Origin of the sequence: Pseudomonas sp. JL2, assembly GCF_031570495.1 — a bacterium.
In the GTDB taxonomy this organism is placed as follows: Bacteria; Pseudomonadota; Gammaproteobacteria; order Pseudomonadales; family Pseudomonadaceae; genus Aquipseudomonas; species Aquipseudomonas rhizophila.
Genome location: NZ_JAKUDH010000014.1, coordinates 36,127 through 62,051, shown reverse-complemented (window position 1 = coordinate 62,051; position 25,925 = coordinate 36,127). Strand labels below are relative to the sequence as shown.

The 25,925-nt window shown below is 58.5% G+C and carries 33 protein-coding genes and 1 pseudogene; 29 read left to right on the top strand and 5 right to left on the bottom strand.

Annotated features, from left to right (window positions below):
- Positions 1-31: 31 nt before the first annotated feature.
- Together MKS85_RS18250 and MKS85_RS18245 are read right to left on the bottom strand one after the other, a co-directional pair.
- Positions 32-1,069 (bottom strand): phage portal protein, encoded by a 1,038-nt coding sequence (locus tag MKS85_RS18250; protein ID WP_310663083.1) that lies wholly within the window; start codon positions 1,067-1,069, stop codon positions 32-34.
- Complete coding sequence (locus tag MKS85_RS18245; RefSeq protein ID WP_310663112.1) at positions 1,066-2,826, bottom strand: terminase ATPase subunit family protein; 1,761 nt, start codon at positions 2,824-2,826, stop codon at positions 1,066-1,068. The genes MKS85_RS18250 and MKS85_RS18245 overlap by 4 nt, the downstream gene beginning before the upstream one ends.
- Before the next feature lie 167 nt (positions 2,827-2,993).
- Between MKS85_RS18245 and MKS85_RS18240 the strand changes: the two genes are divergently transcribed.
- The 26 genes and pseudogenes from MKS85_RS18240 (at position 2,994) to MKS85_RS18115 (ending at position 21,590) form a co-directional block, all read left to right on the top strand.
- A complete protein-coding gene (locus MKS85_RS18240) occupies positions 2,994-3,824 on the top strand; it encodes a GPO family capsid scaffolding protein (RefSeq protein WP_003199772.1) in 831 nt (276 codons plus the stop codon).
- A 44-nt stretch (positions 3,825-3,868) separates the two neighbouring features.
- The gene (locus MKS85_RS18235; protein WP_310663082.1) at positions 3,869-4,876 is read left to right on the top strand and encodes a phage major capsid protein, P2 family; all 1,008 of its coding nucleotides are present in this window, start codon (positions 3,869-3,871) and stop codon (positions 4,874-4,876) included.
- Between the two features lie 10 nt (positions 4,877-4,886).
- Positions 4,887-5,585 carry a terminase endonuclease subunit gene (locus tag MKS85_RS18230; protein WP_310663081.1) on the top strand — a complete coding sequence of 233 codons (699 nt, stop codon included), beginning with the start codon at positions 4,887-4,889 and terminating at the stop codon, positions 5,583-5,585.
- Positions 5,586-5,689: 104 nt separating this feature from the next.
- Positions 5,690-6,151 carry a head completion/stabilization protein gene (locus tag MKS85_RS18225; protein WP_310663080.1) on the top strand — a complete coding sequence of 154 codons (462 nt, stop codon included), beginning with the start codon at positions 5,690-5,692 and terminating at the stop codon, positions 6,149-6,151.
- Complete coding sequence (locus MKS85_RS18220; protein WP_310663079.1) at positions 6,151-6,363, top strand: tail protein X; 213 nt, start codon at positions 6,151-6,153, stop codon at positions 6,361-6,363. The genes MKS85_RS18225 and MKS85_RS18220 overlap by 1 nt, the downstream gene beginning before the upstream one ends.
- 45 nt (positions 6,364-6,408) lie before the next feature.
- On the top strand, positions 6,409-6,732 hold the full coding sequence (locus MKS85_RS18215) for a phage holin, lambda family (RefSeq protein ID WP_305468006.1): 324 nt from the start codon (positions 6,409-6,411) through the stop codon (positions 6,730-6,732).
- Positions 6,729-7,571: an N-acetylmuramidase family protein gene (locus MKS85_RS18210; protein ID WP_310663078.1), complete on the top strand. Its 843-nt coding sequence runs from the start codon at positions 6,729-6,731 to the stop codon at positions 7,569-7,571. Before MKS85_RS18215 ends, MKS85_RS18210 begins: the two co-directional genes overlap by 4 nt.
- On the top strand, positions 7,568-7,774 hold the full coding sequence (locus MKS85_RS18205; RefSeq protein WP_310663077.1) for a hypothetical protein: 207 nt from the start codon (positions 7,568-7,570) through the stop codon (positions 7,772-7,774). The genes MKS85_RS18210 and MKS85_RS18205 overlap by 4 nt, the downstream gene beginning before the upstream one ends.
- Positions 7,771-8,214: an Rz-like lysis system protein LysB gene (gene lysB / locus MKS85_RS18200; protein WP_027912638.1), complete on the top strand. Its 444-nt coding sequence runs from the start codon at positions 7,771-7,773 to the stop codon at positions 8,212-8,214. Before MKS85_RS18205 ends, lysB begins: the two co-directional genes overlap by 4 nt.
- A pseudogene (gene lysC / locus MKS85_RS18195) lies at positions 8,126-8,314 on the top strand (Rz1-like lysis system protein LysC); the annotation flags it as partial. The gene lysB and the pseudogene lysC, both read left to right, overlap by 89 nt.
- Entirely contained in the window at positions 8,311-8,787 is a 477-nt protein-coding gene (locus tag MKS85_RS18190) for a phage tail protein (RefSeq protein ID WP_310663076.1), read from the top strand. The pseudogene lysC and the gene MKS85_RS18190, both read left to right, overlap by 4 nt.
- Complete coding sequence (locus MKS85_RS18185; protein ID WP_310663111.1) at positions 8,784-9,248, top strand: phage virion morphogenesis protein; 465 nt, start codon at positions 8,784-8,786, stop codon at positions 9,246-9,248. Before MKS85_RS18190 ends, MKS85_RS18185 begins: the two co-directional genes overlap by 4 nt.
- Before the next feature lie 94 nt (positions 9,249-9,342).
- The gene (locus MKS85_RS18180; protein WP_310663075.1) at positions 9,343-10,059 is read left to right on the top strand and encodes a DUF4145 domain-containing protein; all 717 of its coding nucleotides are present in this window, start codon (positions 9,343-9,345) and stop codon (positions 10,057-10,059) included.
- 69 nt (positions 10,060-10,128) lie between these two features.
- Positions 10,129-10,701: a phage baseplate assembly protein V gene (locus MKS85_RS18175; RefSeq protein WP_310663074.1), complete on the top strand. Its 573-nt coding sequence runs from the start codon at positions 10,129-10,131 to the stop codon at positions 10,699-10,701.
- Positions 10,698-11,042 carry a GPW/gp25 family protein gene (locus MKS85_RS18170; RefSeq protein WP_310663073.1) on the top strand — a complete coding sequence of 115 codons (345 nt, stop codon included), beginning with the start codon at positions 10,698-10,700 and terminating at the stop codon, positions 11,040-11,042. The genes MKS85_RS18175 and MKS85_RS18170 overlap by 4 nt, the downstream gene beginning before the upstream one ends.
- Positions 11,039-11,950, top strand: a complete 912-nt coding sequence (locus tag MKS85_RS18165) for a baseplate J/gp47 family protein (RefSeq protein ID WP_310663072.1) — start codon at positions 11,039-11,041, stop codon at positions 11,948-11,950. The genes MKS85_RS18170 and MKS85_RS18165 overlap by 4 nt, the downstream gene beginning before the upstream one ends.
- Positions 11,950-12,567, top strand: a complete 618-nt coding sequence (locus MKS85_RS18160) for a phage tail protein I (protein ID WP_198864138.1) — start codon at positions 11,950-11,952, stop codon at positions 12,565-12,567. The genes MKS85_RS18165 and MKS85_RS18160 overlap by 1 nt, the downstream gene beginning before the upstream one ends.
- Complete coding sequence (locus MKS85_RS18155) at positions 12,564-14,120, top strand: phage tail protein (RefSeq protein ID WP_310663071.1); 1,557 nt, start codon at positions 12,564-12,566, stop codon at positions 14,118-14,120. Before MKS85_RS18160 ends, MKS85_RS18155 begins: the two co-directional genes overlap by 4 nt.
- A gap of 2 nt (positions 14,121-14,122) precedes the next feature.
- Positions 14,123-14,575: a phage tail assembly chaperone gene (locus MKS85_RS18150; RefSeq protein ID WP_310663070.1), complete on the top strand. Its 453-nt coding sequence runs from the start codon at positions 14,123-14,125 to the stop codon at positions 14,573-14,575.
- Between the two features lie 126 nt (positions 14,576-14,701).
- On the top strand, positions 14,702-15,871 hold the full coding sequence (locus MKS85_RS18145; RefSeq protein ID WP_310663069.1) for a phage tail sheath protein: 1,170 nt from the start codon (positions 14,702-14,704) through the stop codon (positions 15,869-15,871).
- A 57-nt stretch (positions 15,872-15,928) separates the two neighbouring features.
- Positions 15,929-16,444 (top strand): phage major tail tube protein, encoded by a 516-nt coding sequence (locus MKS85_RS18140; RefSeq protein ID WP_310663068.1) that lies wholly within the window; start codon positions 15,929-15,931, stop codon positions 16,442-16,444.
- A 50-nt stretch (positions 16,445-16,494) separates the two neighbouring features.
- Positions 16,495-16,824 (top strand): phage tail assembly protein, encoded by a 330-nt coding sequence (locus tag MKS85_RS18135; protein ID WP_145132726.1) that lies wholly within the window; start codon positions 16,495-16,497, stop codon positions 16,822-16,824.
- A gap of 8 nt (positions 16,825-16,832) precedes the next feature.
- On the top strand, positions 16,833-16,952 hold the full coding sequence (locus MKS85_RS18130) for a GpE family phage tail protein (protein WP_003183333.1): 120 nt from the start codon (positions 16,833-16,835) through the stop codon (positions 16,950-16,952).
- Positions 16,942-19,887 carry a phage tail tape measure protein gene (locus MKS85_RS18125; RefSeq protein ID WP_310663067.1) on the top strand — a complete coding sequence of 982 codons (2,946 nt, stop codon included), beginning with the start codon at positions 16,942-16,944 and terminating at the stop codon, positions 19,885-19,887. Before MKS85_RS18130 ends, MKS85_RS18125 begins: the two co-directional genes overlap by 11 nt.
- A 6-nt stretch (positions 19,888-19,893) precedes the next feature.
- Positions 19,894-20,334 (top strand): phage tail protein, encoded by a 441-nt coding sequence (locus MKS85_RS18120; RefSeq protein ID WP_310663066.1) that lies wholly within the window; start codon positions 19,894-19,896, stop codon positions 20,332-20,334.
- Complete coding sequence (locus tag MKS85_RS18115; protein ID WP_310663065.1) at positions 20,331-21,590, top strand: phage late control D family protein; 1,260 nt, start codon at positions 20,331-20,333, stop codon at positions 21,588-21,590. The genes MKS85_RS18120 and MKS85_RS18115 overlap by 4 nt, the downstream gene beginning before the upstream one ends.
- A 48-nt stretch (positions 21,591-21,638) precedes the next feature.
- Here the strand turns inward: MKS85_RS18115 and MKS85_RS18110 are convergent, their stop codons facing one another.
- Positions 21,639-24,095 (bottom strand): hypothetical protein, encoded by a 2,457-nt coding sequence (locus MKS85_RS18110; RefSeq protein WP_310663064.1) that lies wholly within the window; start codon positions 24,093-24,095, stop codon positions 21,639-21,641.
- 115 nt (positions 24,096-24,210) lie between these two features.
- Entirely contained in the window at positions 24,211-24,627 is a 417-nt protein-coding gene (locus MKS85_RS18105) for a helix-turn-helix domain-containing protein (protein ID WP_310663063.1), read from the bottom strand.
- 101 nt (positions 24,628-24,728) lie between these two features.
- Here MKS85_RS18105 and MKS85_RS18100 point away from each other — a divergent pair, with 101 nt between their 5' ends.
- Positions 24,729-24,977, top strand: coding sequence for a hypothetical protein (locus MKS85_RS18100; RefSeq protein ID WP_144924355.1), 249 nt, complete (start codon positions 24,729-24,731; stop codon positions 24,975-24,977).
- Between the two features lie 40 nt (positions 24,978-25,017).
- Positions 25,018-25,494 (top strand): YmfL family putative regulatory protein, encoded by a 477-nt coding sequence (locus MKS85_RS18095; RefSeq protein ID WP_310663062.1) that lies wholly within the window; start codon positions 25,018-25,020, stop codon positions 25,492-25,494.
- Positions 25,495-25,510: 16 nt separating this feature from the next.
- Here MKS85_RS18095 and MKS85_RS18090 read toward each other — a convergent pair whose 3' ends face one another.
- On the bottom strand, positions 25,511-25,729 hold the full coding sequence (locus MKS85_RS18090) for a hypothetical protein (RefSeq protein WP_310663061.1): 219 nt from the start codon (positions 25,727-25,729) through the stop codon (positions 25,511-25,513).
- On the opposite strand from MKS85_RS18090, the gene MKS85_RS18085 reads away from it, so the two are divergent.
- Positions 25,728-25,919: a hypothetical protein gene (locus MKS85_RS18085; RefSeq protein ID WP_310663060.1), complete on the top strand. Its 192-nt coding sequence runs from the start codon at positions 25,728-25,730 to the stop codon at positions 25,917-25,919. The two genes, MKS85_RS18090 and MKS85_RS18085, sit on opposite strands and share 2 nt — an antisense overlap.
- Positions 25,920-25,925: the final 6 nt, after the last annotated feature.

The window sequence follows — 25,925 nt, the reverse complement described above, 5'->3', positions numbered from 1 at the left end:
CCTCGGCTTAGCTCAGGCAGCGGCTATCCAGCTATGTAGAAGTTTTTGACGTTCCACCAATCTCATAGCGCTGGAAACGCACGACCTCCTCTCCAAGCCAATGATTTAGCTGTGTCATCCGCGTCTGAATTGGCTCAAGTTCGTTGGCCGCATAAATCTCAGCCGCCTCCCTGATTGATCCAAACCCACCCGCGTTCTGCGGCACGATGCCCATCAACTGTGGCGGAATGCGCAGGCTCGCCAGCACGTCATCACGGGTCTGATTCTTGATCGAGTTGAATTCGTCTTTGGCCGCTACCTCGCTGACAGGGATTAGCTGAATCCCATCCTTCTTGCCCGTGGGCGAGTAGACAAACAGGTTTCGAAAATTCCCCGGCCCCTTCGAATCCTTCAATGCCTTGCGCAATGCATCGATGTCCGCCTCGGTCTGGGCCGCGTCGGTCATGTACAGGATGAAACCGGCATGACTGCCGTTCTCGTAATACTTGCGCCGGAACAGCGTCGCCGACTCGTTGAGAAGCGCCGATTGCAACGCACTGATCCACTCCGGCAGCCCATAAATCTCCTGGTGCAAATCCGCTTCGCGCAGATGAAAAATGCTCCCCGGCTCAAACGCGTGCTCGTTCTTCCAGCCCTGCACCTGGTAGAACTGCCCCTCCGGCCCAACCCGCATGTACTTCGCCAACGACGGCACCAGTTGCCTGGTGTTGCCCAGCACCGAACGGCGCTTTTCCAGATAGCCATTGCCCAGGCACAGAAAATCCAGGGCGAACTGTTCAAAAGCCGCCCGGGACAACATCGGATGCGGGATAAAAGTCTTGCTCAACAGGTTGCGCTTGAACATCAACCCCGAATGCAAATGCACGCTCGCGCCCACTGACCGGGCCAGGCCGTTGAGCGACAAAGGCGGCTCATACCACCGCCCGTTGAACCAGCACTCCAGATAGTCGAACACCTCCCGACCACCCAACACCGGCGTCGGATCACCGAAGCTGAACACCTGGGTACCCGCACTGGCGGCGTCGAGGGTAGCCGGCAGTAGCTCTTGGCTGGCAAGTTGTTCGGTCATGTGAAAATCTCCATTCGCCCGGTATTGGCAGCGGTCTGCCCTTCGAGCGGTTCGTTCTGCAATGCATGGAAGAGCGCCCAGGCCAAGTCGGCATGGCCGGTGTTGTCGTTGCGGCCGGCGGTGTAGGTGAACTGGCGACCGCCTGCGGTGATGGTTTTGCGAATAGCCATGAGCGACTGGGCCATGTCGGTCCAGCCGGCGTCGAACTCCAGCCGGCCCTTGTGGATCACGTCGTAGGCCTTCAGCACTAGGCGGGTTTTCACCTCGGGCGAGTAGCTAAAGGTGGTCACAGCCGGGAAGAACTGGCGCACCAGCTGCGCAACGCCACTGCCCAGGCCGGTGACATCGATACCGATGTAGGTGACCCAGTAGCGGTCGCACACGCCCTTGATGGCGGCGGCCTGGGCGGCGAAGTCCATGCCGCGAAATTGGTGGCGCTCGAGCACGCGGAACTTGCCACCCGGCACCAGGGGCGGCGCGACCACCACCAGGCCGGAACAATCGCCCGTCTCGGCCGGGTCATAGCCGACCCATACCTGACGGTCGCCGAACGGCCGCATGGCGAACGGTTTGTAGTCCTCGGCCCACTCTACCCAGCTATCGACCATGCAGGACTGCAACACCGACAGCGGGAAGATGCTCGCGCCGTCATCGACGAACTCGCACATCAGCAGATTGGCAAAGGCCTCCGGGCTGTATTCACGGCGCAACTCTTCAATGTCGAACAAATCGCAGCCGCCGCGCTCGGCGTCGAGGATCGTGACGATCTGTCGCCACAGCCGATCCTCACAGAACCGGCCCTGCTGGAGTGCGCCGTGGGTCACGTCCACTTTGGTGTGCTGCGCGGCCGGCTTGCCCTTGTTGAATCGTTCCCCCGTCCAGAAGGTGTACGCCTCGTGAGCCATGCTCGACGGCGTGGAGAAATAGGTTTTGCGCCACTTCTTGTGCATCGCCATGCCCGAGGCGACCTTGTTCAACTCCTCGAACTTGAACGTCCAGAAGAATTCGTCGAAGTAGAAATTGCCGTGGTAGCCCTGGGCGGTGCGGGCGTTGGTCCCGAGGAAAAACAGCTCGGCGCCGTTGGGCAGCACAATCGGGTCACCGGTCAGTTCGACGCCGATGACTTCCCGGGCGAAGGCCTGAATGTAGCCACGGAACAGGTAGGCCTGGTTCTTCGAAGCCGACAGGAAAATCTGGTTGCGACCGGTGTCTAGGGCGTCGATAAACGCCTCGCGGGCGAAATAGTACGTGGCGCCGATCTGCCGACTCTTGAGAATGACGCGGGTGCGCTGGTTGCCGGCCCGGTACCAGTCTTTTTGGTAGTCGAAACAGCCGTCGATGAACGCCTCGCGCAGCAGCTCGATCTGGTCTTCGCTGATGTCGTTCTTCGGTGACTTTTTCTTCGGCCCCTCGTTGCGCTTGGCGAGGTTCGGGTTGAGGTCGGTTTCGGTACCACCGCTCTGGAATCGCTGAATGCGGGCCTGGCGCTCAAGCTGCCGATGCAGCAGATCGATCTCCTTGAAATCGCCGCCGGTCTTGTTGTCCTTGAGGATCAACTGCACCAAACGCGCTTCTAGGGCGCCGCCGATGCGCTCCACGTTGTCGGCCCGGTCCCACTCGTCGCGGGCCTTCCAGCTGTGTAGCGTTTTTTCTTTTTCGCCCGTAGCCTCGGCAATCTCGCAGATGCGCCAACCCATCCAGTACAGGAACTTGGATTGGCGTCGCGGATCGATAGGCAGCAGGGTGGTCGTCGTCATGGCCGAGATGCTGCCGCCCATGGCGACGACTCAATAGCGCCGCCCCTTGTACCCTCCCCGTCTACAGTCCCGTCTCGTTGCCGCCGCTCGCGCCCGTGACGACCATGCCCCTCATTGCAACGCACTGCTCAACCCAGCAGGCGCCCCACGCATTGAGGATTCCCGGCATGAAGAAGTTTCGCAGCAACTGGTTCCGCGTCGCCGTCGAGGGCGCCACTTCGGACAAGCGCACCATCAAACGCAGCTGGCTGGAACAGGCCGCCAAGAACTTCAACCCGTCCACCTACGGCGCCCGTATCTGGCTGGAACATTTCCGCAGCCTGCTGCCCGACAGCCCGTTCAAAGCCTATGGCGACGTGCTGGCAGTGAAAACCGAAGAGGTAGACATCAACGGCCAGAAAAAACTGGCCCTGTTCGCCCAGGTTGAGCCCACCCCCGAGCTGATCGCCATGAACAAGGCGAAACAGAAGATATACACCTCCATCGAAATCGACGACAGCTTTGCCGATACCGGCGAGGCCTACATCGTCGGCCTGGCCGTGACCGACTCGCCTGCCAGCTTGGGTACCGACGTCCTGGCGTTCTCGGCCCAAAAACCCGACGCCAGTCCGTTCAAGGACCGCCACTACTCGGCGACCTCGATGTTTACCGAGGCGCTGGAAACCGAGTTGAAGTTCGAGGAAATCGAAGAGAAGCCAAGCATCGGTGCCCAGCTGTTCAGCAAGGTGCAAGCGCTGCTGACCGGCAAACAGGCCAAGGACGACACCGAGTTTGCCCAGATTGGCGAAGCGGTCGAAGCCATCGCCGAACACGTTAAGGATCTGCCCGACCAACTGGCTGCTGAAAAGCAATTTTCGGCGGGGCTGAAAACCCGGCTCGACCAGGTCAGCACGGAACTAACAGAGCTGAAAACCAAGCTCTCCACCACCCAGGACCACAGTCAGAAACCACGTCCGCCTGTAACCGGCGGCAATGACCTGGTCGTGACCGACTGCTGACAGTCAGCCCAACCACAGCCCCCGAATCATGAAGGACGATCAACATGCGTAACGACACCCGAGTACTGTTCAACGCCTACCTGCAACAACTGGCGCAATTGCATGGGGTGACTGACGTCACCACCAAATTCACCGCCGACCCAAGTGTCGCCCAGACCTTGGAAACCCGTATTCAGGAATCCAGCACCTTCCTCAGCGCCATCAACGTCTATGGCGTACAGGAACAATCGGGTGAAAAAATTGGCATCGGCATCGACGGCACCATTGCCAGCACCACCGACACCACCGTCAAAGACCGCGAGCCCCGTGACCCGAGCGGCCTGGACGACCGTGGGTACACCTGCACCCAAACTAACTTCGACACCGGCCTGCGCTATCAGAAGCTGGACCAGTGGGCCAAGTTCAAGGACTTCCAAGCACGCATCCGCGACGCCATCATCAAAGCCCAGGCCCTCAACAGGATCATGATTGGCTGGAACGGCATCAGCCGTGCCGCGACATCCAACCCGGTCACCAACCCGTTGTTGCAGGACGTCAACATCGGCTGGCTTCAGAAAATGCGCCTGGAGAACCCTGCCCGGGTTCTGGATGAGGTGGTGGACGGTAGCGGCAAAATCGAAATCGGCGCCGGCAAGGATTTCGAAAACATCGACGCCCTGGTCGTCAGCATGGTCAACGAGTTCATCGAGCCTTGGTATCAGGAGGACACCGAACTGGTAGTCATCTGCGGTCGCCAACTGCTGGCCGACAAGTACTTCCCGATCATCAACAAGGTCCAGGCGCCGACCGAAATGCTGGCGGCTGACATCGTCACCAGTCAAAAACGGCTCGGCAACCTGCCGGCGGTTCGCGTGCCGCACTTCCCGGCCAACGGCCTGCTGGTGACCCGCCTGGATAACCTGTCGCTGTACTGGCAGGCAGGTACCCGCCGCCGCACCGTTGTGGACAACGCCAAGCGCGACCGCATCGAGAACTACGAATCGGTGAACGAAAGCTACGTCATCGAAGACCTGGGCTGCGCGGCCATGGCCGAAAACATCACCCTGAACTGAGGCGGCGATCATGATCAACCCCTGCCGCCGCCACTTTGAACGTGTCACTGCCGCTATTGAGGCGGCAGCGACCGAACCCACCCAAACCATGGCCGGCGCTACAGCCTACGAACACCAGCTCAACCAACTGCTGCAAGACCGCCTGCGCCTGAAACAGGTCCAGTCCAACCAGGGCAAGGCCGAACTCAAGCGCCAGTTGCTGCCAAGCTATGAACCCTACGTGCAAGGTGTGCTGGAAGGCGGCCAGGGCGCGCAGGACGAGGTACTGACCACCGTCATGGTCTGGCGTTTCGATGCCGGCGACTTCACCGGTGGGCTCGACATCGCGACCTACGTACTGGAACACAAGATGGTCATGCCCGACCGCTTCGCCCGCACCTTGGGCTGCCTGGTCGCCGAGGAAGTCGCCACGGCAGCATTCAAGGCTCAGAAGGTTGGCGAACCGTTCGACCTGGCAATCCTGCACCGCACCGCCGAGCTTACCGACGCCGAAGACATGCCCGACCAGGCCCGCGCCAAGCTGTTTCTCGCCATGGGCCGCGCCACGCTGGAAGGCATCACCGAAGAGGCCCCAGGACAACCCGGCCAGCTCCAGGCAGGTGTGGATCTACTGAAAAAAGCCATCGCCCTGCATAACGCCTGCGGTGGCAAGAAAGATCTGGAGCGGGCCGAACGCCTGCTCAACAAACTTGCCGGCCCTGCCGGCTAACCGAGCGTCCCCACGCACCCCGCCGGCTCGGGGCGGATCGGCCAGGCCGCTCCTCCTGAACGTGAAGCCCCGACCACCGGCGACCTAATTCTGAGTGCTGTTCCATGAGCGGATTCGTAGCCAGCGGCCCCGTCGCCAGCGGCCACATCAACACCGACGTCTTCTGGCCCTCGATTGATCTCGACGAGCTGCGAGCCACCCTGCGGATCGATGCCAGCGTCACCGCGCCACGTTTGGAAACCGCCGCCGTTGCCGCCGCCATCAGCGTCAACCGCGAGCTGAGCGGATGGCGCGCCATCCAGCAGGCCGCAGGCCATGCCGAACTGGTAGACGTTCCCGGCGAAAAAATCAACGACGTATCTGTCCTGGTGCACCTCTACCGCCGCGCCATCGAAGCCGCCACCGGCGCCGAAGTGTGTGAGCGCTACCGCTCCTACGACACCACCAACAGCGGCAACCAGAACGCCGAAGATCTCACGCCAAACATTGACGACTACCGCCGGGACTTGCGCTGGACTGTGCGTGACTTCCTTGGCATCAACCGCACCACCGTGGAGCTGATCTGATGCCCGTCACCGTCCGTGCCTTTCAAAACGACACCGTTGACGCCCTGTGCTGGCGTCACTACGGCCGCACGGCCGGCGTAACCGAAGCGGTACTCGAAGCCAACCCCGGCCTGGCCGACTTCGGGCCGATCCTGCCCCAAGGCTTGGCCGTGCAGATGCCCGAAGCCCAGACGACCGCGCCACAGCGGCAAATGGTGAACCTATGGGACTGATCAACCTGCAACGAGCCCACGAACCCACCAACCCTGGATTACGGAATGAAGCGCATGCCTGAACGTCCCGACACCTGGGCCTGGCTCGCCGCCTGGCTCGAACAAAACTGGCCTGCCCTTTACGCGGGGATCCTGGCTCTGACCATCGCCGCCCTACGGATCATGTATGGCGGTGGCACCTTGCGGCGGATGGCAGTCGAGGCCCCCCTTTGTGGTGCCCTGGCACTGGCCGCCAGTCATGGCCTGGCGCTGCTCGGCATCCCCGTCTCAACCGCACCGTTCTTCGGTGGGGTAATCGGTTTGCTTGGGGTTGAGGGGACTCGCGCCGCTGCCAAGAAATTTTTCACTCGCAAGGTAGAACAGCTATGACGACGCTTCGCCACGGCGACCGCTCGCAAGCGGTGCGCATCCTGCAAAAGAACCTGAACGACCACGGCGCCGGGCTGGTGGTGGACGGCGACTATGGTGACTCCACTGAAGCGGCCGTAAGGACATATCAGTTGAAAGTCGGTTTGGTCGCCGATGGCGTTGCCGGCGAAAAGACCCAGGCCAGTCTGGCCGGCGGTGACTGTCAGTTCCTGCTGAAAAACGAGGACCTGGTGCAGGCCGCGCAGATCCTCGACGTGCCACTGGCAAGCGTCTATGCCGTCAACGAGGTTGAATCCAAGGGCAAGGGCTTCTTGGCGAACGGCAAGCCGGTGATTCTGTTCGAACGGCACATCATGTACCGCCAGCTCGCGACGCCGCGCCACGAAGGCGACAACCCCGACGAACTCAAGCGCCACGCCGACCAACTGGCCGCCGCCAATCCGGCCATCGTCAACCCGAAGTCCGGCGGCTATGCGGGCGGCACTGCTGAGCATCAGCGCCTGAGCCATGCGCGCCTGATCGACGACACCGCCGCGCTGGAATCCGCTTCCTGGGGCGCGCTCCAGATCATGGGCTTTCACTGGCACCGCCTGGGCTATGCCAGCGTGCAGGCGCTGGTCGAGGACATGGGTGCAGGCGAGTCTCAACAGTTCGCCGCCTTCGTGCGTTTCATCCAGACCGACCCGGTGCTGCACAAGGCCTTGAAAGGCCGTAAATGGGCCGAATTCGCCAAGCTCTACAACGGCCCGGATTACCAGCGGAACCTGTACGACATCAAGCTCCAGCGCGCCTATGAGCGGCACGCTGAGTGCGGCTGCGGCCAGGCGGTGGCGGCATGATCGATCTGGAGGCGGTGCGCAAACTGGACGTCCAAGACGGCAACCTGTTGGTGGTGCCGGAAAATACCGAGCAAGCCGATATGGAGCTGCTGTGCGAAGCCCTGGCCTACATGACACCCGGTTGCCGAGTAGTCATCGTGCGAGGTCCGGTGGAGCTGGTGGACGTCGGCGACATGAACAAACTGGGCTGGTACCGCGCATGAGCACCCTGCGCCAGGCGCTGTACGGCATCGCCCTGCTGGGCGCCCTGGCTCTGCTGATCTGGGGCCAGGAACAGCGCCTCACCGTAGCCGAGAAGAACACAGAGCTGGCGGAGAAGGACACCAAAACCGCACGCGCTGAAGCTGACAGGCTGCGCACCACGGTCGGCACGCTGCAAACCACCCTGAACGCCGAACGCGTTGCCCAAGCCGCCCTGCGGACCCAGCAAGATCAGCTACGCCAGGGCCTGGCAAAGCGCGAGCAAACCATCGAGGCGCTGAAACGTGAAAACGAAGACCTTCGCAACTGGGCTGACCAGCCTTTGCCTGAGCTTGCTCGCCGGCTGCGCGAGCGCCCCGCCCTCACCGGCGCCGACGCTTATCGTCAGTGGTTGTCCGGCCGTGGTGCCCTGCACCCTGCCGGCGACAAGCCCACTCAATAACGGCGATCAGCTCACCGACCAGGACCGCGTCGAAGCCGCATGGGCTGAATGCGCCGGCCAGGTAGACATGGTGTTCAACCATCAACAGGCGGCCCCATGAACAAACCCGAAAGCCTGCGCGCCCATCTGCTGAGCACAGTGGCCGAACTCAAGCACAACCCCGACCGGCTGCTGATCTTCATCGACAACGGCAAAATCCGCTGCACCGCGGCTGCCTCGTTGTCCTTCGAATACAGCTTCGATCTACAGGTCATCCTCACCGACTATGCCGGTCACCCCGACAGCGTCATGTTGCCGTTGCTGGGCTGGCTGAGCGTGAATCAGTCCGAGCTGCTGGAGAACCTGAACAAGTCCGCAGAGGGCATCCAGTTCGAGGCCGATATCCTGGACAACAGCAAGGTGGACCTGAGCCTGACACTGCCGCTAACCGAGCGTGTGGTTGTGGGGAAAGGCGCCGATGGCAATACCACCATCCACCATCCTGGCGAGCCTAAGCAGGTGGCCGCATTCCTCGACCCGGCGTGGATACCTGGCGCCCAAGGCACCGGCAGTGAATGGGTCGTACCGAAATGACCAACCGATTGGAAACGCTGGAGGATTGGGCCGCCGGCCTGCTGGGACAACTGGAACCGGCATCGCGCAACAAACTGGCCCGCAGCATCGGCCAGGCCCTGCGGCGCAGCCAGCAACAGCGGATCATCGCCCAGCGTAACCCGGACGGGAGCAAATACGCGCCCCGAAAGCAACGCAACCTGCGGGGGAAGCAAGGTCGAGTGAAGCGAAAGGTGCAGATGTTTCAGAAGCTGCGCACGGCGAGCTTTTTGAAGGTTCAAGGTGATGGAAATGCCATAACCGTCGGGTTCACAGGACGAATTGCACGCATTGCCCGGGTGCACCAGTACGGATTGAAAGATCGCGCCGAACGTGGGGCGCCTGATGTGAGATATGAGCAGAGGAAGGTCCTTGGGCTAACGGATACCGACTTGGATCTGATTCGGGATTCGATGCTTACTTACTTCACCACCCGAACGTAGCTTTACCGAAGGGTTTCCATTTCAACAAATAACAGGTAAAAGCTTACCCAGATGCAATCTAAACAAGTATGGATCTGATAGGAGCAAGTGGGTCATGTCTAAAACTTTTAAGGCGCACTGTCCTCGCTGCGACGGCGAAAGAACTTGCTTTATACATGGTGAACATGAGGAACCATGGAGTTGGCACGATGGGTATAATTCACAGCACGGACAGAATGATTACAAAATAGCGGAATGCTGTGGATGCGAGGTGGTGTTTTTCCACAAAAGTGGCTGGGACTCAGAAGATTGGGACATTAGTTACGACCCGGTCACAAGAGAGGAAATCATCACGAACCCGGTAACTGCTATCACTTTTCCAGCGCCTGAAAAGAAAAGTGAAAAACCGGATTGGGTTTGGGCTATAGCGAAAATCGACCCTCAGCTATTTCATATTCTAGAGGAAATGTACCAAGCATATGAGCATGGCGCGTTAATTCTTGCGGCGGTCGGTTTGAGAACCGCTTTTGATCGTACCACCACAGTACTTAAGATCGACCCAGAGCTTACATTAAAACAAAAGGTCGCCCTACTCCTAAATGAAGGCTATATAGGCGAAACAGAGTCAAAAACACTTGAAGTAGTAACAGATGCTGGTAGTGCCGCCGCACACCGTGCATGGAGTCCAACTCTTGATGGATTTCAAATATTGTTAACTACACTCGAACAGTTTATCCGTCGCACAGTTGTGAGTGGCAAATCGGCCTTGGAAATAGCAAACACCATTCCCAAGCGACCAAAACCCAACCCGAAACAAAACGAGCAGCCTTAGGCTTGTAGCGCGTCAACACACAACTCTGCGAAGCTGCACTCCCGCACGCGTGGCGCCACCATCGGCGCCATGAACAACTTAGCCACCCTCGCCCGCCTGATCGAAAACCTCATCCGCTTCGGCACCATCGCTGCCGTCCAGATGCAGCCTCCGCGTGTGCAGGTCAAAACCGGAACACTGACCACTGCCTGGCTGCCGTGGATCGCTCTGCGGGCCGGCTCCGACCGAGAGTGGAACCCACCGACAGTCAACGAACAGGTTCTGCTCTTCAGCCCCTCGGGCCAACTCGGCAACGGCGTTGCCTTGACCGGCCTTTTCAGCGACCAGATCCCCGCCAACGGCGACCGCGAGGGCCTACACCGCGTCACCTACCGTGACGGCACAGTGATCGAGTACGACAGCGTCGCCAACCACCTCAACGCCACGCTCACCGATGGTGGCACCACCAACCTGGTCAGCACCGGCGGCATCAACATCGTCGGCAACATCACCCACCAGGGCGATTACACCCAGACCGGCAACCAGAACGTAACCGGTAAGGTCACCGTCTCGGTAGACGTAGTAGCCGCCGGCATCAGTCTGGTGAAACACCCGCACGGCGGCGTGATGCCTGGCAGCGACAAGACGGGGAAACCGGAATGAACCGACACACCGGCGCCGCCATCACCACCGTGGAAAGCATCGCCCAATCCATGAGCGACATCCTCAGCACACGCATTGGTACCCGGGTCATGCGCCGCGAATACGGCAGCCTGTTGCCCGAGCTGGTGGACCACCCTTTCAACGACATCACCCGCTTGCAGGTGTACGCGGCCACCGTCATGGCGCTGATGCGCTGGGAGCCGCGTATCAGCCTGAGCCGCGTGCAGTTCCAGGGCGCCACGCTGCAAGGTCAATCCTCGTTGGATATCGAGGGCAGCATCGTCGATAGCAACGAGCCGCTGAGCCTGAGCGTGCCGCTAAACCTGGGGGGCAGCGCATGAACTCATTCGTCGCGATTGACCTGGGCCAGCTCCCCGCGCCCGAAGTTGTTGAACTGATCGATTACGAGCAGATCCTCGTCGAGCGCAAGGCCTACGCCATCAGCCTCTGGCCGGTCGAGGAACAAGCCGAGATCGCTGCACGGCTTGAGCTGGAATCTGAGCCCCTGACCAAACTGCTCCAGGAGAACGCCTACCGCGAGACGGTATGGCGTCAGCGCGTCAATGAGGCATCTGTCGCCAACATGCTGGCCCTCGCCAAGGGCAGCGACCTGGAGAACCTGGCCGGCAACTTCAATGTCAAGCGCCTAGTCATCCAGGCCGCCAAAGCCTCGGCCGTGCCCCCGGTCCAGTTGCTGATGGAAAGCGACGACAGCCTGCGGGAGCGGGCTCAAATGGCATGGGAAGGCCTCAGCACCGCCGGCCCGCGTAACAGCTACATTTTTCATGCGCGCTCTGCCGACGGCCAGGTTGCCGACGCCACCGCCGAGAGCCCGGCCCCGGCCGAGGCGGTGGTAACCGTGCAATCGATTCTGGGTGACGGAACCGCCTCGCCCGCGCTACTGGCAAAGGTCAATGCCTACCTCAGCGACGACGACCGCCGCCCTGTCGCGGATCGGCTCACTGTGCAAAGCGCCCAGGTCATCAACTACCAGGTCAAGGCTAAGCTGTTTCTCTCGACGTCCGGTCCTGAGAGCGAGTTGATTCTCTCGGCGGCCAATGCGCAGTTGCTGGCTTTCGTGCACCAAAGGCGCCGCCTGGGCTTGGAGGTTTCAGAGTCGATTATCCACGCCTCGCTGCACGTTGAGGGTGTGCGCAAGGTCGTGCTGGAGAACTGGGCGGACATCGTTGCCACGAAGTACCAGGCCCCGTATTGCACGGCCGTCGATTTGGCGCTGGGGGTCGAATGATGGCAGACGCGCCCCTTCTTCCAAGCAATTCGACGCCGTTGGAGCGTCAAGCGGCGCAGGCGCTGGCCCAAATTCAGCGTGTGCCGATTCCATTGCGCACGCTGTACAACCCCGACCTTTGCCCACTGCCCCTTTTGCCCTACCTGGCCTGGGCTTTCTCCGTGGACCGCTGGGACAGCAAGTGGACCGAAGCGGCCAAGCGCGCCGCCATCCGCAGCGCGTACTACATCCATTCGCGCAAGGGCACTATCGGGTCACTGCGCCGTGTCGTTGAACCGCTCGGCTACCTGATCGAAATCATCGAATGGTGGCAGACCGTTCCGGTCGGCCCTCGCGCCACCTTCAGGCTCAAGGTGGGCGTGCTCGACACCGGTATCACCGAGGAGATGTACCAGGAACTGACCTGGCTGATCGACGATGCCAAACCCCTGACACGCCATCTCACCGGGCTCGCCATCAGCCTGGAAACCACCGGCTCAGTTCATATCGGCGCCTGCATCACCGATGGCGACGAGATTGATATCTACCCACCTACACAGCGAGACATCGAGGTCACGGGCTACATCCATCAGGGCGGCCGTGAACACCAGATCGACACCATGGACATCTACCCATGACAGACCAAAACACCCAGTTTTTCGCCATTCTCACCGCCATAGGTAAGGCCAAGCAGGCCAACGCAGATGCCCTGGGCATTCCCTGGACATTCGCGCAGATGGGTGTCGGCGATGCCAATGACACCGATCCGATCCCCAGCGAACAGCAAACGCAGTTGATCAATGAGCGTCGGCGTGCCCCGTTGAACCAGCTCAGCGTGGACCCAACCAACCCCAACATCATCGTCGCCGAGCAAATCATTCCAGAAAACGTCGGGGGCTGGTGGATTCGGGAGGTCGGCCTGTATGACGCCGACGGGGACCTGGTCGCCGTGGCGAACTGCGCGCCGAGCTTCAAGCCTTTGCTGACTCAGGGTTCGGGCCGCACCCAGGTAGTGCGGATGAACCTCATCGTCAGCAATACAGCCAACGTCGAACTGAAAATTGACCCGAGCGTTGTCCTGGCGACCCGCACCTACGTGGATTCAAAAGTCCGCGACGAACTCTACAAGCTCGACAGCAAGCAGTCGGTACGTGCAGCCACCGCTGGCAATATCGCTTTAACGGGCCTTCAAACCATCGACGGCGTTAGCTTGGTCGCGGGTGATCGAGTCCTGGTAAAGAACCAGGCGGCCGCCAAGGACAACGGTATCTATCTGGTCGGCGCGGCTGCATGGTTACGTGCCCCAGATGCTGACAGCAATGCCAAAGTGACCTCGGCCATGCTTGTGCCAGTGGAGCAAGGCACCACGCTGGCAGACACGCGGTGGCAGTTGGTGACCGACGGGGCAATTACGCTGGGCACCACGGCGCTGACGTTCCAGAACATCACGCAAGGCTTTGCGACAATCGACGCCCCCGCACTGATCAACCCCACGGGGAATACGCCGACGCGCTTTGACAGCAGCAAGAGGCTCACCACGACGGAATGGGTTAGAAACCGAGGCGTGGAGTATTCGGGGTTCTTCAGTTTTACTGCGCCTTTAGTCGGGACGCTTGCACACGTCGGAGCAATGATTCACGCCTGGGGAGCGGGCCCAGTCTCGTACAGCATCCCCGACTCAGTAGCGAATAACATTCCACTAGGCGCAACCATCCGCTTGCAGAACTGGAGCAATGTAAATTTGCTTCTGACTGTTCAAGGAGCGGATAAAATGCAGGAGGCGCCGAGCATTCCGTCATCTGCGGCAAATAGAAGTATTCCGCCTGAGACTTACGTGGATATAACATATGTCGGAGGCGGCGCCTGGCTTTTATTGGGAACTGGTGTATTCGGCAAAATCGCCCCTTTCGCCTCTTTGAATAGTCCGAATGGATGCACGAAGTTGCCGAGCGGTACCATTCTGCAATGGGGCTCGTTTCCTTGCGGAGTTAATTCAACGAATACCATAACTCTGCCGGTGACTTTTCCTAATGCGTTTTTTCACGGGTACACAACGCTCACGGATAACGTGGCCGCTGTGGGCTCCTACCCCATTGCCACGCTGCTACCGCTGAGTACGTCCACGTTTTCCCTGCGCTCGTATTACACATCATCGGCCATGCTCGTAAGTTGGTGGGCGGTCGGGAATTAACGTTGAAATTAATAGGTGAATTAATGGGGCTTTATTCGAGTAAAGCGTTTAATGGATTCTTTGACGACTCCATAAACGAGACCATTCCCGATGATGCAAAGGTCATCACGTTAGAACGGCGCGATGAGCTTTTAGCTGGGCAATCCCAGGGCAAGTTTATCGACTTCAGCCATGAGGACGGCCCGGTACTGATCGATCCACCACCGACCTCCCCAGAGGTCTTGGCTGCTATTGAGCGGCGCTGGCGCGATGAGCGACTGCTGGAGACGGATGGGATTGTTTCACGCCACCGCGACGAGCTTGAAGGCGGAGTTACGACCACGCTGACGGCGGAGCAATATACCGAGCTGCAAGCGTACCGCCAGAGCTTGCGCAACTGGCCGGAGTCTGGCCAATTCCCTCTGGCGGAACATCGGCCGGAAACGCCGTCCTGGTTGGCAATACAGCCGCAATAGCCACTATCAGGACGTTACCTGTCTGCCTCTCTGTATCTCTACCTCCTACAAGCCCCTGCGCTCGCCCAACCGGCGCGCGCGGGGCAGCCTGTGCACTGTCATCCCAATCACTGCGCAGGCAAACCCATGGCCGATTATCTCCACGGCGTGCGGGTCATCGAACTCAACGACGGCACCCGCCCCATTCGCACCATCCCCACCGCTGTTATCGGCATGGTCTGCACGGCCGACGACGCTGATGCCACCGCTTTCCCATTCGACACACCGGTACTGCTGACCAATGTCCAAACCGCCATCGGCAAAGCCGGCACCACGGGCACACTGGCGAAGAGTCTTCAGGCAATCGCCGACCAAACCAAGCCCTACACCATCGTCGTGAGGGTAAAGGAAGGCGAGACCGAGGCAGAAACCACCAGCGCCCTGATCGGCACCACCACGGCCGAAGGTAAATACACCGGCATGAAAGCCCTGCTCGCCGCCAAGGCTCGCGTTGGCATGGTGCCGCGCATTCTCGGTGTGCCAGGCCTCGACAGCCTGCCGGTTGCCACCGCCCTGGTCACCATCGCGCAGCAGTTGCGCGGCTTCGCTTACGTCAGCGCCTGGGGCTGTAAAACCAAGGAAGAGGTGGTCGCCTACCGTGACAACTTCGGCGCTCGCGAAGCCATGGTCATCTGGCCGGAGTTCCAGAACTGGAGCACCGTTACCAACGCGACTGTCACCGCCTCGGCCGTGGCCCGGGCTTTGGGTCTGCGCGCCAAGATCGATCAGGACGTGGGCTGGCACAAGACGCTGTCCAACGTCGCGGTCAACGGCGTCACCGGCATCAGCGCCGACGTGTTCTGGGATCTGCAAAACCCGGCCACGGACGCCAACTACCTCAACAGCAACGAAGTCACCACGCTCATCAATGAGGGCGGCTTCCGCTTCTGGGGCAGCCGCACCACCAGTGAAGACCCGTTGTTCGCCTTCGAGAACTACACCCGCACCGCGCAGATCCTCGCCGACACCATGGCCGAGGCGCACATGTGGGCAGTGGACAAGCCCCTGCATGCGTCCCTGGTGCGGGACATTATCGAAGGGGTGAACGCCAAGTTCCGCGAGATGATCGCGGCGGGCTACCTGATCGGCGGCAAGTGCTGGTACCCGGAGGATGCCAACGACAAGGACACGCTCAAGGCCGGCAAGCTGTTCCTGGATTACGACTACACGCCGGTGCCACCGCTGGAAGACCTCACGTTGCGGCAGCGCATCACTGACCGCTACCTGATCGACTTCGCCAGCAAGATCAACAGCTAAACCGGGCCTCCCCGCAAGGGGAGCTGACCCTGTGCCTGAGCAACGGAGAACCCCGCCATGGCCATGCCCCGCAAACTCAAAAACCTCAACCTGTTCAACGACGCCAACAGCTACCTCGGTGTGGTCAAGTCGGTCACCCTGCCCCCGCTCGGCCGCAAGATGGAAGCCTATCGCGGCGGTGGCATGAATGGCCCGGTCAAGGCTGATCTCGGCTTCTCGGATGATGGCATCCAGTTCGAATGGAAGACCGGCGGCCTGGATCTGATCGCCCTCAAACAGTTCGGCGCCGTCAACGCCTCGGGCGTCGCGTTGCGCTTCACCGGCTCGTTCCAGCAGGACGACACCGAGGAAGTCAGCGCCGTGGAGGTCGTGATGCGCGGCCGGCACGAGACCATCGAAATGGGTGACGCTCAGCCGGGCGAAGACACCGAGCACAGCATCACCACCACCTGCACCTACTACAAACTGATCGTCGATAACGAAGAAATCATCGAAATCGACCTGCTCAATTTCATCGAAATCGTCAATGGCGTGGACATGCTGGCAGAGCAGCGCAAAGCCCTCGGCATCTGACCCTTCTCGCCCTAACCCAGGGCGGTTAACCCTGCAATCTGGAGCCACACATGAAACCTGAAGACACCCTCGAAGCCCTGCCGCCGGTTGACGACAACACCGTCACCCTGGACACCCCGATCACCCGTGGCAAGACCGTCATCGACAGCATCACCCTGCGCAAACCGCAATCCGGCGAGCTGCGCGGTGTGCAACTGGTGGACCTGCTGAATATGGACGTGGCCACCCTCATCAAGATCCTGCCGCGCATCAGCGCACCAGGTATCACCGCGCCGGAAGTTGCCAGCATGGACCCGGCCGACCTGCTCGCCTGTGGCAGCAAGATCTCCGGTTTTTTGTTGCAGAAGTCGGTGAAGACGGACGCGTCCCTCGTTGCGTAGAAGACGCCATGGCCGATCTGGCCGTGGTTTTCCATTGGGCACCGGCTGACATGGACCAGCTGGGCCTGCAAGAACTGATGGAATGGCGCGAGCGCGCCCGAGTGCGGAGTTCCACTGATGGCGAATGACTTAAAACTTCAGGTGTTGCTCAACGCCATCGACAAGGCGAGCGGCCCCCTGAAGGCCATCAACAACGGCAGCATCGGTGCCGCCCGCGCCCTCAAGGAAGCCCGCGACCGCCTCAAGGAACTCAACACCCAACAAAAGGACGTTAGCGCCTGGCGCACCCAGCGCGCTGCCGCCGAGCAGACCGAACAAGCCCTCGTCGCTGCCCGCGATAAAGTACGGGCGCTGTCCCATCAGTTCGCCGCCACCGGTGCGCCGACCAAGGCGATGACCAAGGACTTTCGGGCAGCCGTTCGCGAAGCGCAGAAGCTCAAGGAACAACATCAACAACAGGGCGTACAGCTCCAGGCCCTGCGCAGCAAACTGCAAGGCGCCGGCATCAGCACCAAGAACCTCAGCAGTCACGAACGCCAGCTGCGCGAACAAATCAGCGCTACCAACGCCAGCATCAGCGAACAGGGCAAACGCCTGGTCGCGTTGAATGCTCAGCAAAGGCGCCTTGCCATCGAGCGCGCCAAGCTGGAGAAAACCCAGAACCTCGCCGGCAACATGGCGATGAACGGCGCCGCCGGCCTGGGTGTGGGGTATGCCGCGAGTCGGCCGGTGGCTAAGACCATCGGTGCCTTTGCGCCGAACGAAGACTCGGCCACACAACTCAAGGTTTCGATGATGGACGGCACCGGCAAGGTGTCTGAAGACTTCCAGAAAATCACCGACCTGGCGACCAAGCTGGGCGACCGCCTACCTGGTACCACGGCCGACTTTCAAGAAATGATGACCATGCTGCGACGCCAAGGCCTCAGCGCCAAGAGCATTCTCGGCGGAACCGGCGAAGCGGCTGCGTATTTGGGCGTTCAGTTGCAGATGCCCGTAACCGCCGCGGCTGAATTTGCCGCGAAGATGCAGGACGCCACCCGAACATCCGAAAAGGACATGATGGGGCTGATGGACATCATCCAGCGTGGGTTCTACTCAGGTGTACAGCCCACCAACATGCTCCAGGGCTTCAGCAAGATCGCGCCGGTCATGGACACCATCAAAAAATCGGGCATCGACGCCGCTGCCGAGCTGGCACCGCTGCTGATCATGATGGACCAGGCCGGTATGGACGGCGGCGCGGCCGGTAACGCCTTTCGGAAGATCTTCCAGGCCGGCCTGGACAAGGATGGGGTCAAGGACGTCAACAAGATCATGGAGCTGGAAGGCAAGCCCATCCGCTTCAAATTTACCAACGACAAGGGCAACTTCGCAGGCCTGGAAAATCTGTTCGCTCAGGTCGAAAAACTCAAGACCCTGAACGACGAAGACCGCACCGCCACCATCAAGGATCTGTTCGGCGACGACTCCGAAACCATGACCACCTTGAACACCATGATGAGCAAGGGGCTCGACGGTTACCGGGAAATTCAGCAGAAGCTGCAAAACCAGGCCGACCTGCGCAAGCGCGTCAACGAACAACTCGGTACCCTCACCAATGTCATGGAGGCCGCTCAAGGCAGCTGGACCAATGCCATGGCCGAGTTTGGCGCCGCCGTGGCGCCTGAGCTGAAAGAGATGATCCAAACTTTGGGAAAGGTCGCCAACAACGTCGGCGCCTGGGCTCGCGAGAACCCCAAGCTGGCGGGCGGCCTGGTCAAGGTCGTAGCGGCCGTGGCCGGTCTGGCCTTCGTGTTTGGTGGCCTGGCATTGACGATGGCGAGCCTCCTCGGCCCATTCGCCATGGTGCGGTACGGCATGGGTATGTTTGGCATTCGCCTGGGCATTGTTAAGGCCCAGTTGATCGGCACGCGCACCGCAGCAGCAGGCGCCGGTGCCAACATCGGCAGGCTCGGGAAAGTCTGGCGGTCGTTGGTAGCCACTCACTCGGCGGGTGGCTTGCTCAGTGCGTTACCTGCTTTCGTCAGCAACGCCCGCCTAGCTGCCGCCAGCGTGCTACCGATGCTCGGCGGCGCGATCAGTGCCGTCGGTACCGCCATTATGGCGACGCCCATCGGCTGGCTGCTGGCGGCCATCGCGGCCCTGGTTGCCGCTGGTGTCCTGGTCTACAAGTATTGGACCCCCATCAAGGGTTTCTTTCTCGGTTTCTGGCAAGGCCTGGTCGGTGCACTACAACCAGTCCTGGATAGTTTCGCGGGGCTCGGCCAATCGCTGCTGAACCTGGGCCAGGCCGTCATGACGCTGCCAGGTGTCGGCGCGGCCATGGAACTCCTGGGCAGCATCGCACGCCCGCTGTTCAGTCTGATATCAGATGGCGTCAGCAGCCTGATCACCTGGTTCGGCCAGCTACTTGCGCCCGTCGAAGACGTCGGCGGCGCGGCTCAGTCAATGGGAGAGCGTTTTGGCGCTGTCATCGGCAACATGCTCAGCCTTTTGTTGGGTCTACCCGCACAGTTCGCTGAACTGGGTACGCAGATGATTCAAGGTCTGGCAAATGGCATCACCAATAGCCTGACCGTAGCCAAGGAGGCCATCACCGGCGCAGGCGATGCGGTGATTGGTTGGTTCAAGGAAAAGCTCGACATCCACAGCCCCTCGCGTGTGTTCGCGGAGTTGGGCGGCTTCACCATGGCCGGCCTGGCCCAGGGTCTAGAGGGCAGTCAAAACGGGCCACTGAGCGCTATGACCAGCCTGAGCAAACAACTCACGGCAGCCGGCACACTGGCCCTCGGTGCAACCGCCATGCCTCTGGCGGCCATGCCGTTGCCGCAATTCCCGGCCGGGGCTGCCGCTGCCTCTTCGCTGTCGATCGATGATCGTGCGCCCATCAGCCCTGCCCCGGCACCTGTCCATGACAGCCACGACACCTACGAAATCAACATCCACACCACGCCAGGCATGGACGCCCAGGCGATCAGCCGCGCCGTGCGGGCCGAGCTGGCGCGCATCGCCAGCGAAAAGGCTGCCCGCCAGCGCAGCAAACTTTCAGATCTGGAGTAACCCACCATGATGCTTGCCTTGGGCATGTTCGTGTTCAGCCTGTCCACCGCCGCTTACCAGGAGCTGCAACGTCAAACGGATTGGCGCCACGCGAGCAACAGCCGCGTCGGCGCCGCTCCGGCTCGACAGTTTGTCGGGCGCGGCGACGACACCATCACCCTACCCGGCGTCATCCTGCCGGAGCTCGCCGGCACCGCCCTTAGCCTCGATGCCCTGCGCCTGATGGCGAACACCGGCAAGGCCTGGCCGATGGTCGAAGGCAGTGGCCGGATCTACGGCTTATGGATTATCGAAGGCCTGAGCGAAACCAAGACGCTGTTTTTCCGTGACGGCACGCCTCGGCGTATTGAATTCACGATCAACCTCAAGCGCATCGATGACGACCGGATCGATCTGCTCGGCGCCGGTACCAGCGCAGGCGTCAACATCTTGAGGTCGCTGCTGTGATTGATGCTGCCCTGTCCAAGGTGACCGGCTACGTCGAAGACCTGGTCGAACGCTACCGCCGCGATGCGGCCTACCCGGTGCCGGCGTTTCGTATCACAGTCGATGGCAATGACATCGCCCAGTTGATCAGCCCACGGCTGATGAGCCTGGAGCTGACAGACAATCGCGGGATCGAGGCCGACCAGCTCAGCATCACCCTCAGCGACCACGACGGGCTGCTGGCGATCCCGCCCAAAGGCGCGATCATCCGGCTGTGGCTGGGTTGGAGCGACACCGGCCTAGTGGACAAAGGCACCTACACCGTCGATGAAACCGAACACAGCGGCGCGCCGGACGTACTGAGTATCCGCGCCCGCTCGGCGGACCTTCGCAAAGGCCTGAAGACTAAACGCGAGCGCAGCTGGAGCAATACCACCCTCGGCGACGTCCTGGGCGACATCGCCCTGGGCAACGGCCTCACCGCCACCATTGCCGGCGCCCTGGACGGATTGCCCATTCTTCAGCTGGACCAGGCCAACGAATCCGACGCCAACCTGATCAGCCGCGTCGGGGAGGAGTTTGACGCTGTGGTCACCGTCAAAGCCGGCTGCCTGCTGTGCCTGCCGGCTGGCGGCGGCAAGACGGCCACCGGCGCCGAGCTGCCGCATATCACCCTCACCCGCGCCGATGGCGACCAACACCGTTATCTGCAAGCTGACCGCGACAGCTACGACGGTGTACGCGCCTATTTTTACGACGTGAACAGTGCGAAGAAACAGGAGGCCATCGCCGGTGGTGGTGAAAACCTCAAAGACCTGCGCCACACCTTCAGCGACCGCCAGTCCGCCCTGCGCGCTGCCCGGGCGGAATTCAACCGCCTGCAACGTGGCAGCGCGACGCTCAGCTATACCCTCGCGCGTGGGCGACCTGACCTCATTCCCGAACTGACCTACACGCTCCAGGGCGTGAAACCGGAGATTGACGAGATCATCTGGTATGGAGGAAACGTGCAGCACACCCTGAGCCCGGATAATGGGTACACCGTGCGCCTGGAGTTGGAAAGCAAGCTGCCCGAGGATACGGTTGAGGGGCTGGCCGAGGAAAACAAAGGCGATTACACCGGGATCATCGCGTACTACCGCGACAAGAAAACCGGGAAGGAAAAGACTGTGACGGCGGGGGATCAGAGCAAGCCGAAGCGGTTGCGGTGGTTATATGCTAGTCGAAGCTCAGCTAAAAGAGCGGTAGAAAGAGAGTACAAGAAACTTAACGATTAGCCCACGACTTACAACGGACTCAGAGTTTAGAGTCCGCTTGACTCAATTTTATTTCCCTGTTTGGCCGTAGTTCCGCTCAGCGGAATCGAGTGCTGCCTTCATATTCGCTTCGAGCGCGGGATACACTTCGCGCATGACGTTGAAGTGCCACTCTTTTGGAAGAGCACGCTTTACAGCCTCGTCCGAAAGATTCGTATACAGCGCGCACATATATTTGTGAAACGCTCGCACCCGCTCTACCCTATATCCTACTCGTTGGAGCCTGCTATAACTATTATTAGAGACTTCACGCCCCATAATATTTAGCATTTCCCAAACCTCCTGATCCGCTACGAACGTGTCCATCATCATGTTTTCCACAAACATGAAGTTTGACAATAAATCTCGTACTATATACCCACCCAAACGACTAGGATAATAGCTGGACTTAAAATCCGCCTCGCCATGCCCACCAGTGTAAATAAATCTAAACCTACACAAATCATTGAGTACTTTCAACGCAACTTCATCACCGATACCTACCGATCTTAAGCAGCGATTGATTTCAAGTCCGTCCAAATATTGAAAGGAGGCGTCAGAACTATACTGTACCAACGCAGAAAGTACGAAAAGCCTAGTCAACTGTAATCCTGTCCTACCGAGCCTTGAATCATAAGGATTCCCAATAGAGGAAAACGATTCATCATAAACGGACTGGTTACCGAGCAATATCGCCCTTAAAGCCTCATGTTTTGGTAAGGTATATTTGCCACCGGACCGGTAAGTGTTATAAGCTTTGCCAGGATTTGAATATCCGTGCTCAATGAATTCGCGGGTCATCCGAAGAGCATTTCGTACATCACCTGCTGCAAGTACTTCGAGTAGCGTCCCGACATCTGTCCCCAGCACTGAACTTTGCATCAGTTCAATAATATTCGCCAGATCTGCAACGTGAACTTTCATGCCATTTTCCGACATGAAATCGCCAGATTCTCCGCTGATCAAATTTCTAGCTAAAAAGAACCGCTTCGACAACACCGCCTCAATTTTAGGAGGCTCAATCAAGATAGGGTCAAAATCAAAAGCATTGAAAGCAGGTGAATTTCGATGTTCAACATAAGTAGAACTTCGCAAAGCAATTACTAAATTCAGACGCAAGCGTTGGGAAAATGCAACTGCCTCAGTGAAAATATTAGACTGAAGCGTCTCATCTAACTGATCGATATTATCGATTACCAAGTAAACGGGAGCATTAGATGCACCATAAACCAATAGCTTATCAACGTATGGTTTAACAGCAGCATAATCCGCCATCATTTTTTCAGTTACTAACTTATCAAAGTCTTCAGGACGGTTGGCAACTAGAAACGCAGGGCCTTTTCTCATACCCTCAATTTCAACTTTGTAAGCATTCTCTACGCAAAGTTTGTAATCGGAGAAATAATCATCATCGATGAGATAGTTTTTAATGCCGTCGTAGATAAAGTCAACTGGCAACTGATCATTAGTATAACTTAAAAAGTCTATTCTTATCCAATGTGGATATGCCACTCCTTTTTTCTTCTCAAAGATCGAGGCAGCTGTTACGTTTCTTGTATAGTGAAGAAAAGTAGTTTTTCCCGCGCCAACCGTACCTAGAATTACTATAGCTAGTGGCTTTGCCTTTTTCTGCAAGTTTTGAAGTTTATCGCGAAAAAAATTAGCATCTTTTTTCAGCATCGGACGCGCTGGCTGCGCACTGAATAAATGCTGGCTTTTTGAAATATGCATATTAATACGCCGATCAAACTTCGTCTTATCGGGCGAATTAACATAACATTTCTCAAAAAGGGCGGAATCCATTTCGATGATCGTATCAGAGAAAGCCGTTGTAATCGAATTTTCAATCAAAGGGTAAATTGTGTTCTGATTGACCGACCGCGAACTCCTGAAAAAATTTCGAAGCCTTCGCCCCTCAACTTGATCCTCAGTATAACCAAGAAGAGTATTCTCCAAACTTGAATTTACGACAGCATCCCGAGAAAGAATCCCTACAAATTCCGCATAATCTGTTTTAAGCGCAGATTCAAGCGAGTTAAAAACCAACCCGTAAGACTGATGAAAGGTGACTTGATCTGTACGATTCGCAGGAAATATTACCCATTGATTTCCGTTTGTAACAACGGCAAATTGTATGCTTAATTTTCTACAATAATCTCGCGCCTGTATAATCGCCTCACCGAGCGCACCATGCATATTCGCATTAGTAAGTTTTATGCGTCTGTCGCGAGGAAGGCTTTGAAAAACCACTCCACTTTTCTTAGCTTCAACAACGAATGCAGTACTTGCCGTTCGAATAACATAATCGGCATAAGTCGTACCGCCGTCTTCGGAAACGCGCTCTTCAACCTGGACATCATTTAACGTCCAACCCAACACTTCAAATAGTACTTTGTCGATCAGCTTTATTCTGGTTTCGGCTTCATTTGCACTCTCAAAGTCAATTTTCTTTGCGGCACTTAATAGCTCATTGACAACAGCGCTCATAAATATCCCTATACAAATCGAGGATCCGAAAACTACGGAGCAATCGCGCTTCACTTCCACTCACTGCGAGATGCTTGATAAAAATTGTGAGCGCCGCGTTCTTAATGGGTACAGATTATGCTGGCCTTTTGGAATCGGCAAGGGCTTCAGTCAAATCCTTGAGGCGCTGCTCGATGTCCATTAAGCGTTTCTTCTCCTCAGCAGCGCTTTGTATCTCCCGTTTACCCGCCTCTCCCAACGACCGGAAAAGCTCAAGCATGGCCTCTTCCCGGGGATCATTCAGAGCTGGTGAGGGTTTCGTCTCAGGCGCATCGCGAAGCATGGGGCCCTCACCCGCAAGCAGCCAATCAAGTGAGATTCCTACGGCGTCGCTCACGCTTACGCACAACGCATAAGGAATTGACTGACGGCTTCGCCAGCTGCCGAGCGTCTGGCGGTTCACATGGAGCTTTCTAGCCAGCTCGCTATCGTTATCAACCGAAAAAACCGTCATCAAACGATCAAGCACAGCGTCGAGCGACGTTTTATTCATTTAGAGTCAATACCGCTTGATTTATGCAAAAAGAGTAAATAGGCTTATGCGTAACGAGTACATCTTAACCAAACAGGAACACATCAACCATGAGCCAAGCCATGGAAAAGCGCCAGATTCAGGCGCGACTGATCGAGCACGGCAGCAATTTCCGCCAGTTCGCAATCAGTCACGGCTACGAGCCACGCACGGTGACTCAGGTAGTTCAGCGCTGGGCAGGTCACGACACGCTGCCTCGCGGTCGTTTGTCGTTCCGCATTCTGCGTGACCTTTCCAAGGTGATCGGCAAGGAAGTCCTACCCGGAATCCTGGCGGACTCCAACGAGCAAACAGAATGCAAGGCTGTATGAAATGACTGTAGGGCCGATGGCACCAGGGAGAAACCAGAAGATGAAACGCCCACTACTAGCGACCAAGCGCCAAGTGATGAGCGCAGTCATTTGCGCTTACCCCGGCGGGCGCGAGTGCGCCGCTGCCCGGCTCGGTTATGAACTCAAGAAGTTCGACAACCATGTTTACGAGAACGCCGGCAGCCGCCCCCTGAGTGATGAACAGATTCATTTGCTTGAGCAGGACGCCGACACTACCCACTTACCTGAATACATCGCGGCCATGTATGGCGGCATGTTCGTGCCGCTCGCTAAACCCGAGACGCTGGACAACATCGACCTGTACAGCCGGTCGGTACACGCCGCAGCGAAGCGTGGCTACGTAGATCAGATCATCGCGAAGGCGTTGGAGGACGGGGTAGTTGAGCCAGGCGAGGCCGAGGCGATTCTCGGCGCTCACAATCGCTATATGGCCGCACGTCATTCCGAGGTGCTGGCCACCATCCAACTGCACAGCAAGCCAGTGCGGGGGCGATAGGCATGAAAATGTGCCATCAGCCCTTACCGAGGCGCGCCTTGATCTCTTTCAACGCCGTCGCGACGTCGTCAACTGCGAAGCGGATGTCTTCGGCTCTCACTGCCACACCTGGCTCCGTATGCAAGTTAGTCGTTTTGGTGGTTTCACGGCCATTCATGATTTTGACCAGCGCTTCGTGCCTCTCCAGCAAGCGCTGCAACAAGCTTTCAACATCCTTTTTTGAGTGAATCGCCATGGCCTTTATCCCCGAAGTAGAAAGACATCAATTGTTGGACCTGCTGGTTATCGCCCAGCAGCGGCTGAACACCTTAAAAGAAATCGTCACAACCACCAATGACTCACTTTCAGGTAGTGACATCAGGATCGCAATCGGCGACGCGATTACTCCATTGAATATCGCGCTCGAAGCGGCAGACACGCTTTAGGGGAAT

What these genes read in the sequence shown, in the direction of transcription:
- MKS85_RS18230 (WP_310663081.1), top strand. Translation starts at nt 4,887, where the DNA reads ATGATCAACCCCTGCCGCCGCCACTTTGAACGTGTCACTGCCGCTATT.
- MKS85_RS18130 (WP_003183333.1), top strand. Translation starts at nt 16,833, where the DNA reads ATGGCCGATCTGGCCGTGGTTTTCCATTGGGCACCGGCTGACATGGAC.
- MKS85_RS18220 (WP_310663079.1), top strand. Translation starts at nt 6,151, where the DNA reads ATGCCCGTCACCGTCCGTGCCTTTCAAAACGACACCGTTGACGCCCTG.
- MKS85_RS18245 (WP_310663112.1), bottom strand. Translation starts at nt 2,826, where the DNA reads ATGACGACGACCACCCTGCTGCCTATCGATCCGCGACGCCAATCCAAG.
- MKS85_RS18205 (WP_310663077.1), top strand. Translation starts at nt 7,568, where the DNA reads ATGATCGATCTGGAGGCGGTGCGCAAACTGGACGTCCAAGACGGCAAC.
- MKS85_RS18155 (WP_310663071.1), top strand. Translation starts at nt 12,564, where the DNA reads ATGACAGACCAAAACACCCAGTTTTTCGCCATTCTCACCGCCATAGGT.
- MKS85_RS18120 (WP_310663066.1), top strand. Translation starts at nt 19,894, where the DNA reads ATGATGCTTGCCTTGGGCATGTTCGTGTTCAGCCTGTCCACCGCCGCT.
- MKS85_RS18085 (WP_310663060.1), top strand. Translation starts at nt 25,728, where the DNA reads ATGGCCTTTATCCCCGAAGTAGAAAGACATCAATTGTTGGACCTGCTG.
- MKS85_RS18145 (WP_310663069.1), top strand. Translation starts at nt 14,702, where the DNA reads ATGGCCGATTATCTCCACGGCGTGCGGGTCATCGAACTCAACGACGGC.
- MKS85_RS18210 (WP_310663078.1), top strand. Translation starts at nt 6,729, where the DNA reads ATGACGACGCTTCGCCACGGCGACCGCTCGCAAGCGGTGCGCATCCTG.
- MKS85_RS18215 (WP_305468006.1), top strand. Translation starts at nt 6,409, where the DNA reads ATGAAGCGCATGCCTGAACGTCCCGACACCTGGGCCTGGCTCGCCGCC.
- MKS85_RS18110 (WP_310663064.1), bottom strand. Translation starts at nt 24,095, where the DNA reads ATGAGCGCTGTTGTCAATGAGCTATTAAGTGCCGCAAAGAAAATTGAC.
- MKS85_RS18160 (WP_198864138.1), top strand. Translation starts at nt 11,950, where the DNA reads ATGGCAGACGCGCCCCTTCTTCCAAGCAATTCGACGCCGTTGGAGCGT.
- MKS85_RS18125 (WP_310663067.1), top strand. Translation starts at nt 16,942, where the DNA reads ATGGCGAATGACTTAAAACTTCAGGTGTTGCTCAACGCCATCGACAAG.
- MKS85_RS18105 (WP_310663063.1), bottom strand. Translation starts at nt 24,627, where the DNA reads ATGAATAAAACGTCGCTCGACGCTGTGCTTGATCGTTTGATGACGGTT.
- MKS85_RS18170 (WP_310663073.1), top strand. Translation starts at nt 10,698, where the DNA reads ATGAACCGACACACCGGCGCCGCCATCACCACCGTGGAAAGCATCGCC.
- MKS85_RS18240 (WP_003199772.1), top strand. Translation starts at nt 2,994, where the DNA reads ATGAAGAAGTTTCGCAGCAACTGGTTCCGCGTCGCCGTCGAGGGCGCC.
- MKS85_RS18100 (WP_144924355.1), top strand. Translation starts at nt 24,729, where the DNA reads ATGGAAAAGCGCCAGATTCAGGCGCGACTGATCGAGCACGGCAGCAAT.
- MKS85_RS18250 (WP_310663083.1), bottom strand. Translation starts at nt 1,069, where the DNA reads ATGACCGAACAACTTGCCAGCCAAGAGCTACTGCCGGCTACCCTCGAC.
- MKS85_RS18095 (WP_310663062.1), top strand. Translation starts at nt 25,018, where the DNA reads ATGAAACGCCCACTACTAGCGACCAAGCGCCAAGTGATGAGCGCAGTC.
- MKS85_RS18140 (WP_310663068.1), top strand. Translation starts at nt 15,929, where the DNA reads ATGGCCATGCCCCGCAAACTCAAAAACCTCAACCTGTTCAACGACGCC.
- MKS85_RS18225 (WP_310663080.1), top strand. Translation starts at nt 5,690, where the DNA reads ATGAGCGGATTCGTAGCCAGCGGCCCCGTCGCCAGCGGCCACATCAAC.
- MKS85_RS18235 (WP_310663082.1), top strand. Translation starts at nt 3,869, where the DNA reads ATGCGTAACGACACCCGAGTACTGTTCAACGCCTACCTGCAACAACTG.
- MKS85_RS18165 (WP_310663072.1), top strand. Translation starts at nt 11,039, where the DNA reads ATGAACTCATTCGTCGCGATTGACCTGGGCCAGCTCCCCGCGCCCGAA.
- MKS85_RS18190 (WP_310663076.1), top strand. Translation starts at nt 8,311, where the DNA reads ATGAACAAACCCGAAAGCCTGCGCGCCCATCTGCTGAGCACAGTGGCC.
- MKS85_RS18135 (WP_145132726.1), top strand. Translation starts at nt 16,495, where the DNA reads ATGAAACCTGAAGACACCCTCGAAGCCCTGCCGCCGGTTGACGACAAC.
- MKS85_RS18175 (WP_310663074.1), top strand. Translation starts at nt 10,129, where the DNA reads ATGAACAACTTAGCCACCCTCGCCCGCCTGATCGAAAACCTCATCCGC.
- MKS85_RS18090 (WP_310663061.1), bottom strand. Translation starts at nt 25,729, where the DNA reads ATGGCGATTCACTCAAAAAAGGATGTTGAAAGCTTGTTGCAGCGCTTG.
- lysB (WP_027912638.1), top strand. Translation starts at nt 7,771, where the DNA reads ATGAGCACCCTGCGCCAGGCGCTGTACGGCATCGCCCTGCTGGGCGCC.
- MKS85_RS18180 (WP_310663075.1), top strand. Translation starts at nt 9,343, where the DNA reads ATGTCTAAAACTTTTAAGGCGCACTGTCCTCGCTGCGACGGCGAAAGA.
- MKS85_RS18185 (WP_310663111.1), top strand. Translation starts at nt 8,784, where the DNA reads ATGACCAACCGATTGGAAACGCTGGAGGATTGGGCCGCCGGCCTGCTG.